Here is a 15529-nt window from a genome sequence, read left to right as displayed (position 1 = left end):
CGGCGGTCTAACCGAACTCCAACAGGCCCACCAGCGGGCGGACGGGGTCGAAGATCGGCAGGTGCTGTGTCTGCAGTAGGGCGTTGAAGATCCTGCCGCGACCGGGCGGCATCGGCAGGTCGCGCACCGTCCGCACTCCGGGGACGGTGTTGACCAGGTCGGCGAGCTCGGCCGGCGACAGGCTGAACGGCATCGGGGGCACCCGATAACGCATCGACGTCGGCATCCCCCTCCGGGTGAGGAAGGCGAAGAACGCCGGCGGCAGGTCGAACAACATCTGTCCGCCCGGAAAGCGTTGCGCGCAGGCACGGATCAGCGACATGGACTCCTCGGGCTGCAGGTACATCAGGAGGCCTTCGGCGGTGATGAACACGCCGTTGCTGGTGTCGACGTGGTCCATCCAGCTGAAGTCCAGTGCCGACTGGGAGGACTGCGTTACGCGGTCCGGCTTCGGCAGCAGTTTATTGCGGAGCTCGATCATCGGTTCCAAATCAACTGACAGCCAACGGAACTCATGGCCCAGACCCGTGGCGTCCAGGCGGTAGAAGCTGGTCTGCAACCCCTCGGCCAGTGCCACCACCGTGGCCTTCGGATGCTCACGAAGGTAGTCGCCGGTGATCCTGTCGAAAAGCAGCGCCCGCAGGGCCATGTCCTGGCGGCGGGTGTAGCCGAACTTGGCGAAATCGAAATCGATCGAGTCGACCAGTTGCACTGCCATCGGATCGTCGATCAGGGCGTCCGGGCGGCGCGCCTCGTGCGCGCGCACCTGCAGGGTCATCAGTGCTGTCTCGGACACACCGGTGAGCGCGCTGCCGCTCACCTTGCCTGAGGTTCCCGTCATGGGCGCGAATGTACCCGCGTTCGGTCGGCCGGTGCCAACCCCGTCGGCCGCACGCGCAAAGATGGCCTCAACCGCTGATCGGCTCAGCTGGAAGGAGTCTGCCGTGCCACGCTTTGCGGCCAATCTGTCCATGATGTACGTCGAGCACACCTTTCTCGACCGCTTCGCCGCCGCGGCGGCGGACGGGTTCACCGCGGTGGAATTCCTCTTCCCGTACGACTACCCGGCCGAGCAACTGCGCGGGCGGCTCGATGCCAACGGTCTGGGTCAGGCGTTGTTCAACGCTCCTCCCGGTGATTTCGAGGCGGGGGAACGCGGTATCGCCTCAATGCCCGGCCGCGAGGCGGAGTTCCGGGACGGTTTCGCCCGCGCACTGGGATACGCCGAGGTGCTGAATTGTCCACGGGTCCACGTGATGGCCGGCCTCCTCCCGGCCGGCGCCGACCGCGAGGCGCGGCTGGCGGTGTACCGCGACAACCTCACCTGGGCCGCCGATCAGGCCGCGGGCCGTGGCGTCGACGTGCTGATCGAGCCGATCAACCAGCGCGACATGCCCGGCTACCTGCTGAGCCGGCAGAACGAGGCACACCAGATCGTGGACGGGATCGGGGCATCGAACCTCAAGGTGCAACTCGACCTCTACCACTGCCAGATCACCGAGGGCGACGTGACGGTCCGGCTGCGCTCGGACATTCCGACCGGTCGCGTCGGGCACCTGCAGATTGCGGGAGTCCCCGATCGGCACGAACCGGACAGCGGCGAGCTGGCGATCGATTACCTGCTCGCCATCATCGATGAGACCGCTTACCAGGGCTGGGTGGGCTGTGAGTATCGTCCCGCTGCCGGCACCAGTGCAGGGTTGGGATGGATGCGACGAGCGCGCGGGTGACGCGTCAACGCAGCACCTTGTCCAGGGTGCGCAGGTTTCTGGTGGTCGTACAGGATTTGTAGCGCTTCTTGCCCATGGTCTTGCCGATCGCACTGTCGAGTGTCGCGGCCCGGGGCACCTGCCAATAGAGCACCCCGTCCCCGCGCTGCACCTTCTCGTCGTCTCCCGGGGTCAGGGCGGCGAGCTCGTCGAGCAATTCAGGGTCACTCACGAACGTGACGTAGGAGTGGTGGTCGGGGACCTCCCGCTCGAACGGATAACCGCCGGAGATCTTCTGCAGGGTGGGCACGTCGTAGACCAAAACCCATGCCTCATAGCCGAATGCGTCGCGCAGTGCGCGCTCAGCCGCGGTGCGGACCTTCGCGGCATTGGAAGTGCTGTCCAGCAGGACATTTCCGCTTGCCAGAATGGTCCGAACTTCGGTGAACCCGGCCGCCTCCATGGCTTTCGCCACGTCGGCCATCTTGAGATTGACGCCTCCGACGTTGATGCCACGCAGAAACGCGATGTAGCGGGTCACAGCTCCAGCCTAATCAGTCACTTCACCGGCAGCTGGTCCAGTTGGGCCTTCGCGGTGGCGGTGATGAGGTGCAGCACCCGTCGGAAGCTGGGGGAGTGCGTCGACACGATCGACGTGTGATTCTCACCGGGGAGCAATTCGAGGCTGGCTCGGCCGCCGCGCTTCTTGAGCGCTGCGACATAGCGCTGCGAATTGTCCGGTGCCACAACAGTGTCGAGGGTCCCGTGCACCGCGATCACCGGCACATTCGGGTCGAGGTTCTGGATTGGATCGACCGAGGCGTACCGCTGCGGCACCTCTGCCGGGCGGCCTCCGAGCACCGCGACGATGCGTTTGTCCCCATGGTTGGCGGCGTAGACCATGTCGAGCGGACCGGCCAGCGAGATGACCCTGGTGGGCCGGAAGCGAGGCCGGGATCCGACCTCGTCACCGCGCAGGTCCTGTCGCGTGCCGGCCCATACTGCGAGCTGAGCTCCCGCACTGTGGCCGACGACGAGCGCGTCGTCAATGGCCAGTTGCGGATACCGCAGGGCCACCTCGGCAACGTAATCCATGGCGCGCGCCACGTCGTCGAAAGTGGTCGGCCACCCACCGCCCGATCCCAGCCTGCGGTACTCGATGTTGTAGACGGCCATGCCGCGGCTGGTGAGCTCGCGGGCCAATCCTGCGAACACCCCCGCGCCCATCGTGCTCTGCCATCCGCCGCCGTGGATGAGCACCACCAGCGGGACCGAATTGAACGCATGCGCGCCGGCGGGCAGGTACAGGTCGGCCCAGTTCTGGTCGGGGTACCGGCCGGTGGGGCGTGTGTCGGACAGGTAGTGCAAGCGGGTGACGGTCACGTCGTGCAGGGTGAGTGCCTCGGGAACCACCGCGACTTCAGCAGACCTCTTCTCCATCTTTGCTTCCGTCGCTTGGGTCGCGCACGACGGCGTGAAACCGGCGACGAGCAAGACGGTGAGCACGATCAGCGCCCGCCGGTACGGCCGGCGATGCAGTCCAGGAATCAGCACAGTCGTCTCTTTCTCGATCCTGCGGGTCAGAAGTCCAGCGCCGTGATGGACGGCCTGATGCGGTGGATTGCGCCGATCCGGTCCAGCCACGGTTCGGCGGCCAGCTTGAACAGGCCGCGGCCGGCCTGCATGGGCACGTCACGGGCAGACCTCACCCCGGCGATGGCGCCCGGTCCCGTCCCCGCCATGGCCAGGCCCTCGTCGGCGGTCAGCGCGAACGGCATCGGCGGCGCGGTGTAGCGGTTGGACAGGTGCAGACCTTTGAGGGTGTGCCGGCTGACCCAGTGTGGAATCGAGTCGAACACCATTCGCCCGCCGGGGAACCGCGCCGCGCAATCGGCGATCAGGGTGCGCACGTCAGCGGGCTCCAGGTACATCAGCAGGCCCTCAGCGGTGATGCACACGCCGCCTTCAGCGTCGACCCGGTCCATCCAACTGCGGTCGAGCGCTGACTGGGCCAGCGCGACCATGCGGTCGTCATGAGGCAGTAGTTTGTCCCGGATCGCGATGACGGGCGGCAGATCGACCGAATACCAGGTCAATTCGCCGGCCACTTCGGCTTGATCGAGGCGCCAGAAACTGGTCTGCAGGCCCTCGGCCAATGCCACCACCGCAGCCTTCGGATGCGTCGAGAGATAGTCGCGGGTCTCGACGTCGAACGCGCGGGCCCGTAGGGCGTGGGCCTGGGTGGGCCTGCCGAACTTGTCGTAGTCGTAGTCGATCGAGTCGCGCAGGGCCACCGCCCACGGGTCGCGGATCACGCCGTCGGAACGTCTGGCCTCGAGTCCGCGGTTGCTCAGGGTCCACAACGAGGTCGCCGAGACACCGTCGAGGGTGTTGCCGTCAATCACACTCATCGAACCGATGGTAAAGACGTACGCTCGTCACATGGGGCGCCAGGTTTTCGACGACAAGCTTTTGGCCTTGATCGGCGGCAACTCGATGGGAGTTCTCGCGACGATCAAACAGGACGGTCGTCCGCAGCTGTCGAATGTCTCCTACTATTTCGATCCGCGGGCAGTGCAGATCCAGGTGTCCATCACCGAGCCCCGGGCCAAGACCCGCAACCTGCGCCGTGATCCACGCGCCTCCATCCACGTCAGCTCCGACGACGGCTGGTCGTATGCGGTCGCCGAGGGCGATGCGATTCTCACCCCACCTGCCGCGGCGCCCGACGACGATACGGTCGAGGGGCTGATTGGCTTGTACCGCAACATCGCCGGAGAGCATCCGGACTGGGACGATTACCGGCGCGCCATGGTCGATGATCGCCGGGTGTTGTTGACCCTGCCGATCACGCACGTATACGGGATGCCGCCGGGCCGTCGGTAACGCGGCGACAATGCGCGTGACGATTGCGTACGAGTGGGACTACGCTGCGGCGTATGGCTGACGACACACCGGAAGACGACAACAAGCGCAAATTCCGGGAGGCCCTGGAGCGCAAGAAGGCGCAGTCGTCCGGGGGCGCTGCGCACAAGGACGGCGGCCGCGGCCAACCGCGGGCACACGGCCCGGTGGAGAACCGGCGGGAATTCCGTCGCAAGAGCGGATAGTCAGCGGGTAGACCTGAAGCGAGACTGCGCACAGATCGCGATTCCGTGGTGGAAATTCGCGATCTGTGCGCAGTTTCGATGTGTCAGTCGCGGGCCAGCGCGCGGGCCGCGACGAGGGCGGCCAGCATGACCGCCACGCAGTACACACCCTGATCCTTCAGGCCCCAAGCGACCGAGGTCAGCGTCGCCGCACCGGCCAGGCACAGCAGCCAGCCGACCGCGGCGCTGCGGATGCCGGTGCCGGCCACCGCGCCCCCGTCCCACAGCGGCAGCGGTGAGTTCTCCAGCGGCCGCAGCGCGACGAACGCCATCGCGACCAATCCAGCCATCAACGCCAACTGCAGCACCGACAGGGCCAGGAATCCGGGGGCGGACGGGTCGTAGCGGTCCAAGCCGACGTAGTCGAACACCAGGTGCAGGCCCAGCAGCAGCGGCATGTGCCAGAGGTACAGCGTCATCGCACCGGAGTTCCCGATCGCCGTCAGCCACCACACCCGCGGCCGCTGCGCCCACCGGTTGATGGCGGGCGCGGCCGCAATCGCAAACGCGCACATCATGATTGCGTGGCCGGCCAGCAGCAGTGACGGCGGCGTCATGTTCTTCAGGTGCTGGGTCTCGATGCCGACCAGGCTCAGCTCGTAGGGGCCGAAGTAGAGCAAGGCCAGGTTGACCCCGAGCATGCCGATCCCGATCTTGAGCGCGGCGCCGCTGGACAGCAGGTTCCGTCGGTAGGCGACACCGAATACGCCGGGGACCACCCACACCACGGTGTTGAGGTAGCCGAGCGAGGCGTAGCCATCCAAGTTGATGCGGACTACGTCGATGACGGCGATGAACGTGTAGGTGCCGATGATCGTGCCGGCCATCTGCGCGGTCGTGGTGATGCGGGCTAGCAGCGGCACCGCCGCCAACACCAGGACGTAGGCGCCCAGGAACCACAGCAGCTGGATGGAGATCCCGGCGATGGGCTCGTAGACATGCTCCGGCAGGACGAACCGCAACACCGCCAGGGTGACGGTCCAGAAGGCCAGGTAGTAGAACACCGGGCGGTAGAGCCGGGTGCAGCGTCGCAGCAGCCAACCGCCCCACGACGAGCCGGGTTTCCAGGACTGCACAGAGGCGGCTACGCCGGCAAAGAAGAACAACGGCATGATCTGGAACACCCAGGTCAGCGCCTGGAAGACGACAGACGCGGTGAGCAGGTTGCTCCAGATGAACACGTCGTCGCGGATCGTGCTGGTGGCCATCACGGTGTGGCCGAACACCACACCGACGAGCGAGACGATCCGGATGACGTCGATGGCACGGTCCCGGTCGGGCGGCGTCTGCGCCTCGACCTCTGCAGGGGAGGGGAATAGCCCGGCTTTCGCGGGGGCTGTCTTGGAAGCTGGGTCAGCAGCAACGGTCATGGCTAGAACGCTATGGCCCTTCGGCTGCGTAGTCCCTAGGTAGAAGCACTCAACTTCGTATTCCGCCGAAACGGCATTCCAGCAGGCCGCTACTCGCAGCTTTTCTGCCGGAATGCCGTTTCGGCGAAGTGGTGTCTAGTGGCTGACCGCCTTCTCGGCACCCACCCCGGTCAGCGACCGCACTTCCATCTCGGCGTTGAGCTCCGGGTCGCCGGTGTCGGACGAGGTGAGCGTGCCGATGATGCCGAGCGCGAAGGCCAGCGGAATGGACACGATGCCCGGATTGGCCAGCGGGAAGAAGTCGAAATCCGCACCGGGGATCATCGCGGTCGTGGATCCCGACACGGCGGGGGAGAACACGATCAGCACGATGGTCGAGATCAGCCCGCCGTACATGCTCCACAGCGCACCGCGGGTGTTGAACCGCTTCCAGTACAGCGAGTACACGATGGTCGGCAGGTTGGCCGCGGCCGCTACCGCGAAGGCCAGAGCCACCAGGAATGCGACGTTCTGGCCGTTGGCCAGGATGCCCAGCCCGATCGCGAAGACACCCAGCACCACCGCGGTGATGCGCGAGACCCGGACCTGCTCCTGCTCGGTCACCTTGTGGGACTTGAGCACTGAGGCATAGATGTCGTGGGCGAACGAGGCCGAGGCCGTGATGGTCAGACCGGCCACCACCGCCAGGATGGTCGCGAACGCCACCGCCGAGATGACCCCGAGCAGGATCACCCCGCCCAGTTCGAACGCCAGCAGTGGGGCCGCGGAGTTCACGCCGCCGGCCGCGCCGAGGATCCGGTCCGGGCCGACCAGTGCGGCTGCGCCGTACCCGAGCACCAAAGTGAACAGGTAGAAGGCGCCGATCAGTGCGATCGCCCAGACCACCGACCGCCGCGCCTCTTTGGCGGTGGGCACGGTGTAGAAGCGCATCAGCACATGCGGCAGGCCAGCGGTGCCGAGCACCAACGCCAGCGCCAGTGAGATGAAGTTGATCTGCGAGGTGAGCGATCCGCCGTACTGTGCGCCCGGCGCCAGCACGTCGCGGCTCGAGACGCCCTTGGTGGTGGCCTGGGAGATGGCCGATTGCGCCGAGCCGAGGATCTCGGAGAAGTTCAGCCCGAACTTGCTCAGCACCATCACCGTCATCAGGGCGGCGCCGACGATCAGCAGGACCGCCTTGATGATCTGTACCCAGGTGGTGCCCTTCATCCCGCCGACCAGGACGTAGACGATCATCAGGATGCCGACGGCGGCGATCACGATCGACTGCCCGGTCCGACTGTTGACGTCGAGCAGCAGCGCGACCAGGCCGCCGGCCCCGGCCATCTGAGCCAGCAGGTAGAACAGTGACACCGTCAACGTCGAGATGGCCGCGGCCAGGCGAACGGGCCGCTGCTTGAGTCGGAAGCTCAGCACGTCGGCCATGGTGAATTTGCCTGTGTTGCGCAGCAATTCGGCCACCAGCAGCAGGGCCACCAGCCAGGCCACCAGGAAGCCGATCGAGTAGAGGAAGCCGTCGTAGCCGTAGACCGCGATGGCCCCGGCGATGCCCAGGAAGCTGGCCGCCGACAGGTAGTCACCGGCGATGGCGATGCCGTTCTGCGGGCCGGAGAAACCGCGGCCGCCGGTGAAGAACTCGTCGGCGGTGGCGTTGCGCTTGCTGGCCTTGATCACCACGATCATCGTGACGACGACGAAGAGGCTGAAGATACCGATGTTGGCGGCGGGATTGCCGACGGTCTCGGCGGCGAGGTAGGTGGTGGTCACCAGGCGCCTTCCAGTTCTTCGCGGATGGCGGTGGCGCGCGGGTCGAGTTCGCGGTTCGCGAAGCGCACATACAGTCCGGTGATGAGGAACGTGGTGAGGAACTGGCCCAGCCCGATCAGCAGGCCGACATTGACGTTGCCGAACACCCGGATGGCCATGAAGTCGTGGGCGAATGCGCCCAGGGCGACGTACAGGGCGTACCAGACCAGGAAGAACGCGGTCATCGGAAAGACGAAGCGGCGCAGGCGCGTACGCAGTTCCTGGAATTCAGGGCTTGCCTGCATGGCGAGGAACTGCTCCCCGGTGGGGGCAACCCTCTCGGGAAGGTCGGTTTCGGTCACCCGAGGGCTCCTGACAGTTGGCTGTGCGTGCGGGTTGGGCACTGAACCTAATTGAGAGGTGGGTCACATGCGACGCGTATCGGCGCCGATACGCCGAATTCGGCGGTCGCTGCGCTGAACGGTCGGCTGCATCCGTTGAGCGGTGTCCCACGTTTCTCCGGCGAGCAGACGCTGCGGTACCCCGCAGGCGCCGTTTTCGGGTACCTCCGCGTCTGCTCGCCGAGGGGTTGTCGGGCAGCGGGGTCAGCCGGCGGGGACCCGCTCGACGCCCAGGCCCAGGCGTTCCGGCACGTGCATGCGCGCGAAGATCTGCGCGACGCCGGGAGTGGGCCGGGTGAACAAGCTGATGACGATCATCGTGAGGAAGGCGATGGGCACGCTGACCGCCGCTGGGTAGCCCACCATCACCGCGGGCCATCCGCCGAGCACTCCGTCGTCGACTCCGCCGCTGATCGCCACGAGCACCGCGCCGCCGCACACACACCCGCCCACCACCAGCCCGCAGGCCGCGCCGACAACCGTCAGTCCGCGCCACCAGATCCCGAGCACCAGCAATGGGCACAGCGTGGACGCCGCAACGGCGAAGGCCAATCCGACACTGCGGGACAACTCGAGCCCGGACACCATCAGCGACAACGGAATCGGGATCACCCCGCCGACCACCGCGGCGATCCGGAAATCGCGCACGCGGCCGCGTAGCACGTCGGTGGCCAGGGCGCCGGCGACGCTGATCAGCAGCCCCGACGAGGTGGCCAAAAAGGCCGCGATCGCCCCGGCGGCCACCAGTGCCGCCAGCAGTTGGCCGCCGATTCCACCGACGGCCGCGCCCGGAGCCAAAAGTACTGCAGCGTCGGCAGTTCCGGTGATGAGTAACTGCGGGACGTACAACCGGGAGAACACCCCGAGCAGGATTGGGAAGAAGTAGAACACCGACAGCAGTGCCACCACCGCCAGCGCGGTGCGCCGGGCGGCGCGTCCGTCGGGGTTGGTGTAAAAGCGGACCAGGACGTGCGGCAGGCCCATCGTGCCCAGAAACGTCGCGACGATGATGGACAACACCTGATAGAGCGGATGTTCGCCCCCCAGGCCTCCGCCCGAGGCGATCCACTCACTGCCGGTGCCCGGGGTGCCGGCCACCACGGGCGTGGCGGCGCCGGCCTCCAGCGTCAGCGTGGTGCCCGCGCCGAGGGTGTGTTGTCCGGGTGCGTCGATCCGGGCGGACTCGACGTGGCGGCCGTCCAGATCGCCGGACACGGTGATGCCGGCCGGGTCGATCACCTGGACCATGACGGCGGTGTCGATCTGCACGGTGGTCTGCTGTTGCACGGTGGGTGGCAGCGGACCGCCCAATTCGCCGCGGTCACTGATGAACAACCCGAGAAGCGCCAGGGCGGGGACTGCGATGGCGGTGAGCTTGAGCCAGTACTGGAAGGCCTGCACGAACGTGATCGACCGCATGCCGCCGGCCACCACATTGATGATGACGATCGAGGCGACCAGCAGCGGCCCGATCCAGACGGGAACGCCCAGAAGCGTTTTCAGGGCGAGCCCGGCCCCCTGATACTGCGGGGCCAGATAAAACAGGCAGATCACCACGACGACGAGCATCGCCACCTTGCGCAGACGGGCCGAGCCGAGCCGGAACTCGGCGAAGTCGGGGACGGTGTAGGCCCCCGAACGCCGCAGCGGTGCGGCCACGAACAACAGCACGCCCAGATAGCCCGCGGTGAATCCGACCGGATACCACAGGGCGTCGGCGCCGTACTTCGCGATCAACCCGGCCACCCCGAGAAATGAGGCAGCGGAGAGGTATTCACCGGAGATCGCGGCGGCATTCCACTGCGGGCCGACGCTGCGCGAGGCCACCAGGAAGTCGGAGGTGGTGCGCGACAACCGGACTCCGTAGGCCCCGATGGCGATGGTGGCCACCACGGCGGCCAGCAGTGCGGCGGCGGTCAGCGGTGCGCCGGTCATGGTTCGCTGTCGACGACCCGGACGAAGTCCCGCTCGCCCTGCTCGGCCAGCCGCACATACAGCCGTCCCACGCCGTACAACAGCGGGTAGAGCAGGCCGGCCAGGATCAACCAGTTGAGCCGGATCCCGAACACCGTCAGCGCGGCCAGATCCGGCACGGCGGCATTGAGCAGCACGAGTGCGACCACGACCGTGATCACCACCGCGGCCAGTCGCAAGGCGAGTCCCAACTGGGTGCGCACGAGACCGCGTACCAGCGCGTCGCCCACCTGTGTCTGTTCGGCCACCTCGATGCGGGTGCGGACCATGCGGGTACCGCGGCGGTGGGCCAGCACCACCCGCTGGCGTTGAGGTCGTTCACTCATCGCTGCCCGCCGGTTTGAGGGAACGCATCGGATCGCGGACCAGACGGTCGCGCAATTCACGGGCCTGGCGTCGGCTCACCGGAAGTTCCACGGCGGGGGAGGTTCCGTTGGCGCGCAAGCGGACCAGCGTTGCGCCGTCCGCCGTGCGCAGCCCGGTGACCTGCCGCAGTGACACCAGGTACGACCGGTGGATGCGCTGGAACCCGTGGTCACGCCAGCGGGCCTCCAAGGTGCTCAACGGGATTCGCACCAGGTGGGCACCGGTGACCGAGTGCAGCCGCGCGTAGTCACCCTCGGCTTCGACCCAGCCGATACTGTCGCGGGGCACCAGGTGGGTGATGCCGCCCAGTTCGGCGGGGACCACATTCCAGTCCTGGTCCTCGGCCTCAGCCGCGCCGGCCGGCTCGGCCGAGGCCGTCGGTGCGGCCGCCGCAACGCGGCGCACGGCCTCGTCCAGGCGGTTTTGCCGGATCGGCTTCAGCAGATAGTCGACGGCGCCGACGTCGAAGGCCGCCACCGCCTTGTCCTCGTGGGCGGTCACGAACACCACGGCGGGCCGGGTCGCGTAATTGGCCAGCACACCGGCCAATTCGATGCCGGACAGGCCGGGCATGTTGATGTCGAGGAACACCGCGTCGATCGTGTGCTGGTTGAGTTCGCGCAGTGCCGAGGTGGCGTCGGACGCCGTGTGCACCTCGCTGACGTCGGGGTGCCGTCCCAGCAGGTAGGCCAGCTCGTCGAGTGCGGGTGCCTCGTCGTCGACGGCGAGCACGGTCAGGTTGGAGCTCACCCCAACGCACCTCCGCCGGCTCGGACCCCTGATCGGAACTTCGGCACGCGCATCACCACTTTGGTGCCCGCACCGACCGCTGTCTCGACCACAAGACCGTAATCGTTGCCGAATGCCGCGCGCAGACGATGGTCCACATTTGTCAGCCCGACATGGGCGGATTCACCGGTGCGGTCGGCCAGCGCGTCGCCGTGGCCGGCGCGCAGCGTGTCGGGATCCATGCCCGCGCCGTCGTCTTCGACGGTGATCACGCACTCGGTGCCCGCGTCGCGGGCGACGATCTCCACCGATCCGCCGCCGTTGTCGGCCAGTCCGTGCCGCACCGCGTTCTCCACCAGGGGTTGCAGGGCCAGGAACGGCACCACGACATTGAGCACCTCGGGGGCCACCTGAAGCCGCACCCGCAGATTGGTACCGAAACGGGCCCGTTCCAGGGTCAGGTAGCGGTCGATGTTGCGCAGTTCGTCCGCGAGCGTCGTGTACTGCCCGGCCGCGCGGAACGAGTAGCGGGTGAAATCGGCGAATTCCAGGACCAGTTCGCGGGCCCGGTCCGGGTCGGTGCGGACGAACGAGGCAATCGTGTTGAGCGCGTTGTAGATGAAGTGCGGGCTGATCTGGGCCCGCAGCGCCAGCACCTCGGCTCGGTCCAGCCGGGCGCGTGACGCGTCGAGTTCGGCGAGCTCGATCTGGCTGGCGGCGTAGCGGGCCACCTCGCCGACCGCACCGAGCATGCCCGGGCCGGGGCCGGCCGGGGTCAGCACCACCAGCGCGCCGAGTACCTCGCCGCCCTCGGTCAGCAGCGGCTGGGCCACGACAGCTGTCGACCGTGCGGTGCGCAAGACGCGGCGGCCTGCGCTGATCGACTCCCGCGCCGTGTCGGCACAGGCCTCGACGGTCCCGGACTGCCAGATGGCCTCATCGTCGTGGTCGCGGGCCAGCAGTACCGCGTCGTCGTCGAACAGGGCCAAACCCGCGGTACCGGTCAACTCGCGTAGATACGGCGCGGCGGTCTGAGCGGATTCGGTGTCCAGCCCCTGGCGCAGCGCGCGGGCCGCCTGCGCCGCGGTGTGCAGCGCGGTGTGCACGGCGCGTTCGGTGGGCGTGGCCACCACCCGTCGCGTGCGCACCACGACGACGGCGGCGACCGCCGCCAAGATCAGCGCAAGGGCCAGCGCGACTGCAACCTCACCGGACATCGTGCGGCAACTTTAGATTGCTGTGCGGCGAAACCGCAGCTAGCTCACCTACTGAACGGGGCAGGCGTACTTCCTGGCCACGTCGTAGACCCGCTGCTCAGAGCCGGGGCCGAAAACGCCTTGCGCAGCCAGTTCCAATCCGATGTATCCCGGGATGCCGCCCATACACGCCTGGTGGGCGACGCGCCACGCGGTGTCGGGATTCAAGTGGAATCCGTTGCGGTCCAGGCCCTGCATGTAGTTGTCGAATTCCGGCGTGCCCTGGTCGGGGATGGCGTTGGCCGTGGCGGCCAAGGCGATCGCGGTAACCACCGCTGCAAGAAGAGGTGCAACGACGCGTCTCATGTCCAACTCCTATGGGCATATTCACCGGTTATCGCGTACACATTCGCACACTGTGCCGACACAGACGTCAAAAACGGGTCTAGTCCTAAACTGGCGACGTGGCGAAACTGCAGCTAGTCCAAGATCCGGAGGCCGACGCCCTGCTGGAGTCCAACCCGTTCGCGCTTCTTGTGGGCATGTTGTTGGATCAGCAGATTCCGATGGAGGTCGCGTTCGGCGGCCCCAAGAAGATCGCCGACCGTCTCGGTGACGTCGACGCTCGCGAGATCGCCGACTACAACCCGGACAACTTCATCGCGCTGGTATCGCAAACCCCTGCCATTCACCGGTTTCCGGGGTCGATGGGCAAGCGGGTGCAGGACCTCGCGCGCGCCATCGTCGACGAGTACGACGGCGACGTGACGGCGCTGTGGACCGGTGGCGACCCCGATGGCAAAGAGGTGTTGCGCCGGCTCAAGCGGCTGCCCGGGTTCGGTGACCAGAAGGCCCGGATCTTCTTGGCGCTGTTGGGCAAGCAGTACGGCGTGGCGCCTGCGGGCTGGCGGGAGGCTGCGGGGGATTACGGCACTGCCGGCAGCTTCATGTCGGTGGCTGACGTGGTCGATCCCGGGTCGTTGCAGAAGGTGCGCACGTACAAGAAACAGATGAAGGCTGCAGCCAAAGAAGCCAAGGTCGCCAAGAGCTGATCCGCATCGACGCTGCGGTGAGATCGCGTTCAGGCGCGAAATTCCGATCTGTGCGCAGACTCGGGGTTGAATCCCGGATGTCCTATGCGATGGTGAACATATGGCGAAGACACATCTGAACTGCCCGTGCGGCGAAGCGATCAGCGGCACCGATGAGGACGACCTTGTTGAGAAGGCCCAGGCTCATCTGGCCCAGCAGCACCCCGGGCGCGAGTACGACCGGGAAATGATCCTCTTCATGGCCTACTAGTCTCTGACCTGGGGAAATGTGATCGATTGGGCCGCTTCGGCGGCCCAATCCCGTATTTTCCCCGTAAATTGAGACATCACCCTGGTTGACCTGCCCACTTGTCGAGGACCGCCCGGGCGTCGGGTCCCATCGTTCTCCGCTGCGCATAGTGGTGTTCCGTCGTCGACAGTTGGCTGTGCGACAACTGCGCTTGTGCCGCCTCGATACCGAGGCCGTCGCGAACCACCGTGGCTACCGACCGCCGGAACGAGTGCGGCGTCACCCACGCAAGATCAGGGTGCGGCTTGAGCGCCGCCCGAAGCTGCTTCGAGATGCTCGACAGCGACACCCAGCCGCCAGACGAACTGGCCAACACCGGCCCATCCTCCACACTGCCCGTCCGGCCGAACAGCTCCGTCAACACCTCGACGCTGAACTTCGGCAAGATCACCGTGTGCGACGGCGCATCCTTCTTCCGTGAGTCCTGCCGATGCAGGGGCTTGCCCGGAATCGCACCGTGATCGAGCAGCGTCCCCGACACAGTTACCGTCGGCGGGTCACCCAGCAGATCCACCTCCGGCCACTGGATAGCCAACACCTCACCCGGGCGGACACCCGTCGCGGCGAGCAACTCCACGAACGCACGCAACATCGGGCCTTTCTGACGTCCCGCTCCCGCCGCGCGCTTGCCCCGAGCTGGACTCAGTTCGCAATACACCCTGACCGCCTCACGCACTCGGTCCAGTTCTGCCGAGGTCAACGATCGGGCAGGTTTCTTTTCTGCCGCCGTGGCCCGGGCCTCAGCGATCGGGCTATGCCGCACCACGTCGAACCGGGCGGCCAGGCTGAACATGCCGGCCAGCACGGTCCGTAGCTGCGTCGATGGTCCCGCCGGCAATGCCTTGAGGTGAGCGTCCGCGCGGCTAGTCGTCAGCTCTGAGATCCGCAGCTCGCCGAGCTGCGCACTTCCATGCAGCCGCCACGCCCTCTGATACTGGGCCTCGGTCTGAGGCTTCAGCCCGTCCTCGGTGATCTTCGCTGCGATCCACACCTCGAACAGTTCGGACAGTGTGGTCCGGTTCCCGATGACCCCGGCCGGCGCGTTGGATTCCAGCTCGGTCTTGATCCGCCGCAACAAGGTGCGGCGCGCGTCCTCTGCCGACTTCCCTGAGGAGGCCTCTCGCTCGCGCAGCTTCCCGGTGTGCAGCCGCACATAGGTTGTGGCATACCAAGTGCTGTCCTTGCGGGTCGTGGTGATCTTGCCGTGCTCGCCCGGCGCGAGCCGTTGACGGGGCATCGGTTTCTCCCTCAGTATGTTTTCAGTTTCGCGGCTGAGATTTCGCCAGTGGACTACCTGGCAACGCGTGTTCTGACTGGCGGTGCGTGCAGTAGTGGGGTGTCGCGATCGATCAGGTCGAAGCGGCGAAACATACCTGCACCGCGGGTTCGTTTGAAAAACAACTACGCAAAAGACGCCCCCCCCCCGCAGTTTTAAGGCACCGCTAACTCGGGAAGGTTGGCTGTTGGGTAACGGGTTTCTAAGTAGCCAGCATTCACTGTTTGTGCAGGTCAAATGACACATCTGTAATTTGCTGGGTCGTCAAAAGT

At 66.6% G+C, this 15529-nt stretch carries 18 protein-coding genes; 5 read left to right on the top strand and 13 right to left on the bottom strand.

Translation table 11 applies throughout. The annotated features are described in order from the left end of the window. Positions 1 to 7: 7 nt before the first annotated feature. Complete coding sequence (locus tag HBE63_RS18220; protein WP_166905990.1) at positions 8 to 841, bottom strand: class I SAM-dependent methyltransferase; 834 nt, start codon at positions 839 to 841, stop codon at positions 8 to 10. A 103-nt stretch (positions 842 to 944) separates the two neighbouring features. Here HBE63_RS18220 and otnI point away from each other — a divergent pair, with 103 nt between their 5' ends. Beyond that, the gene (gene otnI / locus HBE63_RS18215; protein WP_166905989.1) at positions 945 to 1730 is read left to right on the top strand and encodes a 2-oxo-tetronate isomerase; all 786 of its coding nucleotides are present in this window, start codon (positions 945 to 947) and stop codon (positions 1728 to 1730) included. Between the two features lie 4 nt (positions 1731 to 1734). On the opposite strand, the gene HBE63_RS18210 is transcribed toward otnI, so the two are convergent. Genes HBE63_RS18210 through HBE63_RS18200 form a run of 3 tightly spaced genes read right to left on the bottom strand, consistent with a single transcriptional unit; the run spans position 1735 to position 4120 of the window. Further along, entirely contained in the window at positions 1735 to 2250 is a 516-nt protein-coding gene (locus HBE63_RS18210; protein ID WP_166905988.1) for a DUF1697 domain-containing protein, read from the bottom strand. 17 nt (positions 2251 to 2267) lie between these two features. After that, on the bottom strand, positions 2268 to 3263 hold the full coding sequence (locus HBE63_RS18205; protein WP_243858131.1) for a S9 family peptidase: 996 nt from the start codon (positions 3261 to 3263) through the stop codon (positions 2268 to 2270). 26 nt (positions 3264 to 3289) lie between these two features. Beyond that, positions 3290 to 4120 (bottom strand): class I SAM-dependent methyltransferase, encoded by an 831-nt coding sequence (locus HBE63_RS18200; RefSeq protein WP_166905987.1) that lies wholly within the window; start codon positions 4118 to 4120, stop codon positions 3290 to 3292. 31 nt (positions 4121 to 4151) lie between these two features. On the opposite strand from HBE63_RS18200, the gene HBE63_RS18195 reads away from it, so the two are divergent. Further along, the gene (locus HBE63_RS18195; RefSeq protein ID WP_166905986.1) at positions 4152 to 4595 is read left to right on the top strand and encodes a PPOX class F420-dependent oxidoreductase; all 444 of its coding nucleotides are present in this window, start codon (positions 4152 to 4154) and stop codon (positions 4593 to 4595) included. A gap of 53 nt (positions 4596 to 4648) precedes the next feature. Continuing rightward, on the top strand, positions 4649 to 4819 hold the full coding sequence (locus HBE63_RS18190; protein WP_166905985.1) for a DUF5302 domain-containing protein: 171 nt from the start codon (positions 4649 to 4651) through the stop codon (positions 4817 to 4819). A gap of 83 nt (positions 4820 to 4902) precedes the next feature. On the opposite strand, the gene HBE63_RS18185 is transcribed toward HBE63_RS18190, so the two are convergent. The 8 genes from HBE63_RS18185 to HBE63_RS18150 form a co-directional block, all read right to left on the bottom strand. Continuing rightward, on the bottom strand, positions 4903 to 6228 hold the full coding sequence (locus HBE63_RS18185) for an acyltransferase (RefSeq protein WP_166905984.1): 1326 nt from the start codon (positions 6226 to 6228) through the stop codon (positions 4903 to 4905). Between the two features lie 135 nt (positions 6229 to 6363). Beyond that, the gene (locus HBE63_RS18180; protein WP_166905983.1) at positions 6364 to 7995 is read right to left on the bottom strand and encodes a cation acetate symporter; all 1632 of its coding nucleotides are present in this window, start codon (positions 7993 to 7995) and stop codon (positions 6364 to 6366) included. Then, positions 7992 to 8336, bottom strand: coding sequence for a DUF485 domain-containing protein (locus HBE63_RS18175; protein WP_166905982.1), 345 nt, complete (start codon positions 8334 to 8336; stop codon positions 7992 to 7994). Before HBE63_RS18175 ends, HBE63_RS18180 begins: the two co-directional genes overlap by 4 nt. A gap of 243 nt (positions 8337 to 8579) precedes the next feature. Further along, positions 8580 to 10310 (bottom strand): cation acetate symporter, encoded by a 1731-nt coding sequence (locus tag HBE63_RS18170; RefSeq protein WP_166905981.1) that lies wholly within the window; start codon positions 10308 to 10310, stop codon positions 8580 to 8582. Beyond that, on the bottom strand, positions 10307 to 10675 hold the full coding sequence (locus HBE63_RS18165) for a hypothetical protein (protein WP_166905980.1): 369 nt from the start codon (positions 10673 to 10675) through the stop codon (positions 10307 to 10309). The genes HBE63_RS18170 and HBE63_RS18165 overlap by 4 nt, the downstream gene beginning before the upstream one ends. Beyond that, positions 10668 to 11465, bottom strand: coding sequence for a LytTR family DNA-binding domain-containing protein (locus HBE63_RS18160; RefSeq protein ID WP_166905979.1), 798 nt, complete (start codon positions 11463 to 11465; stop codon positions 10668 to 10670). Before HBE63_RS18160 ends, HBE63_RS18165 begins: the two co-directional genes overlap by 8 nt. Next, a complete protein-coding gene (locus HBE63_RS18155) occupies positions 11462 to 12661 on the bottom strand; it encodes a sensor histidine kinase (protein WP_166905978.1) in 1200 nt (399 codons plus the stop codon). The genes HBE63_RS18160 and HBE63_RS18155 overlap by 4 nt, the downstream gene beginning before the upstream one ends. 48 nt (positions 12662 to 12709) lie before the next feature. Continuing rightward, the gene (locus HBE63_RS18150) at positions 12710 to 13006 is read right to left on the bottom strand and encodes a DUF732 domain-containing protein (protein WP_208301157.1); all 297 of its coding nucleotides are present in this window, start codon (positions 13004 to 13006) and stop codon (positions 12710 to 12712) included. 98 nt (positions 13007 to 13104) lie between these two features. Between HBE63_RS18150 and HBE63_RS18145 the strand changes: the two genes are divergently transcribed. Further along, positions 13105 to 13692 (top strand): HhH-GPD-type base excision DNA repair protein, encoded by a 588-nt coding sequence (locus HBE63_RS18145; protein ID WP_166905976.1) that lies wholly within the window; start codon positions 13105 to 13107, stop codon positions 13690 to 13692. Between the two features lie 100 nt (positions 13693 to 13792). Further along, positions 13793 to 13942, top strand: coding sequence for a DUF1059 domain-containing protein (locus HBE63_RS18140; RefSeq protein ID WP_003882209.1), 150 nt, complete (start codon positions 13793 to 13795; stop codon positions 13940 to 13942). A gap of 76 nt (positions 13943 to 14018) precedes the next feature. On the opposite strand, the gene HBE63_RS18135 is transcribed toward HBE63_RS18140, so the two are convergent. Beyond that, positions 14019 to 15218, bottom strand: coding sequence for a tyrosine-type recombinase/integrase (locus HBE63_RS18135; RefSeq protein ID WP_166905975.1), 1200 nt, complete (start codon positions 15216 to 15218; stop codon positions 14019 to 14021). Between the last annotated feature and the right edge of the window lie 311 nt (positions 15219 to 15529).

This window comes from Mycobacterium sp. DL440 (assembly GCF_011745145.1).
Lineage (GTDB): Bacteria > Actinomycetota > Actinomycetes > Mycobacteriales > Mycobacteriaceae > Mycobacterium.
This window is presented reverse-complemented; position numbering and strand designations above follow the sequence as displayed.

Bases quoted from the DNA above. Each gene is read 5' to 3' on its own strand.
- HBE63_RS18135 (WP_166905975.1), bottom strand. From the start codon at position 15,218: ATGCCCCGTCAACGGCTCGCGCCGGGCGAGCACGGCAAGATCACCACG.
- HBE63_RS18195 (WP_166905986.1), top strand. From the start codon at position 4,152: ATGGGGCGCCAGGTTTTCGACGACAAGCTTTTGGCCTTGATCGGCGGC.
- HBE63_RS18220 (WP_166905990.1), bottom strand. From the start codon at position 841: ATGACGGGAACCTCAGGCAAGGTGAGCGGCAGCGCGCTCACCGGTGTG.
- HBE63_RS18165 (WP_166905980.1), bottom strand. From the start codon at position 10,675: ATGAGTGAACGACCTCAACGCCAGCGGGTGGTGCTGGCCCACCGCCGC.
- HBE63_RS18190 (WP_166905985.1), top strand. From the start codon at position 4,649: ATGGCTGACGACACACCGGAAGACGACAACAAGCGCAAATTCCGGGAG.
- HBE63_RS18200 (WP_166905987.1), bottom strand. From the start codon at position 4,120: ATGAGTGTGATTGACGGCAACACCCTCGACGGTGTCTCGGCGACCTCG.
- HBE63_RS18140 (WP_003882209.1), top strand. From the start codon at position 13,793: ATGGCGAAGACACATCTGAACTGCCCGTGCGGCGAAGCGATCAGCGGC.
- HBE63_RS18185 (WP_166905984.1), bottom strand. From the start codon at position 6,228: ATGACCGTTGCTGCTGACCCAGCTTCCAAGACAGCCCCCGCGAAAGCC.
- HBE63_RS18170 (WP_166905981.1), bottom strand. From the start codon at position 10,310: ATGACCGGCGCACCGCTGACCGCCGCCGCACTGCTGGCCGCCGTGGTG.
- HBE63_RS18150 (WP_208301157.1), bottom strand. From the start codon at position 13,006: ATGAGACGCGTCGTTGCACCTCTTCTTGCAGCGGTGGTTACCGCGATC.
- HBE63_RS18155 (WP_166905978.1), bottom strand. From the start codon at position 12,661: ATGTCCGGTGAGGTTGCAGTCGCGCTGGCCCTTGCGCTGATCTTGGCG.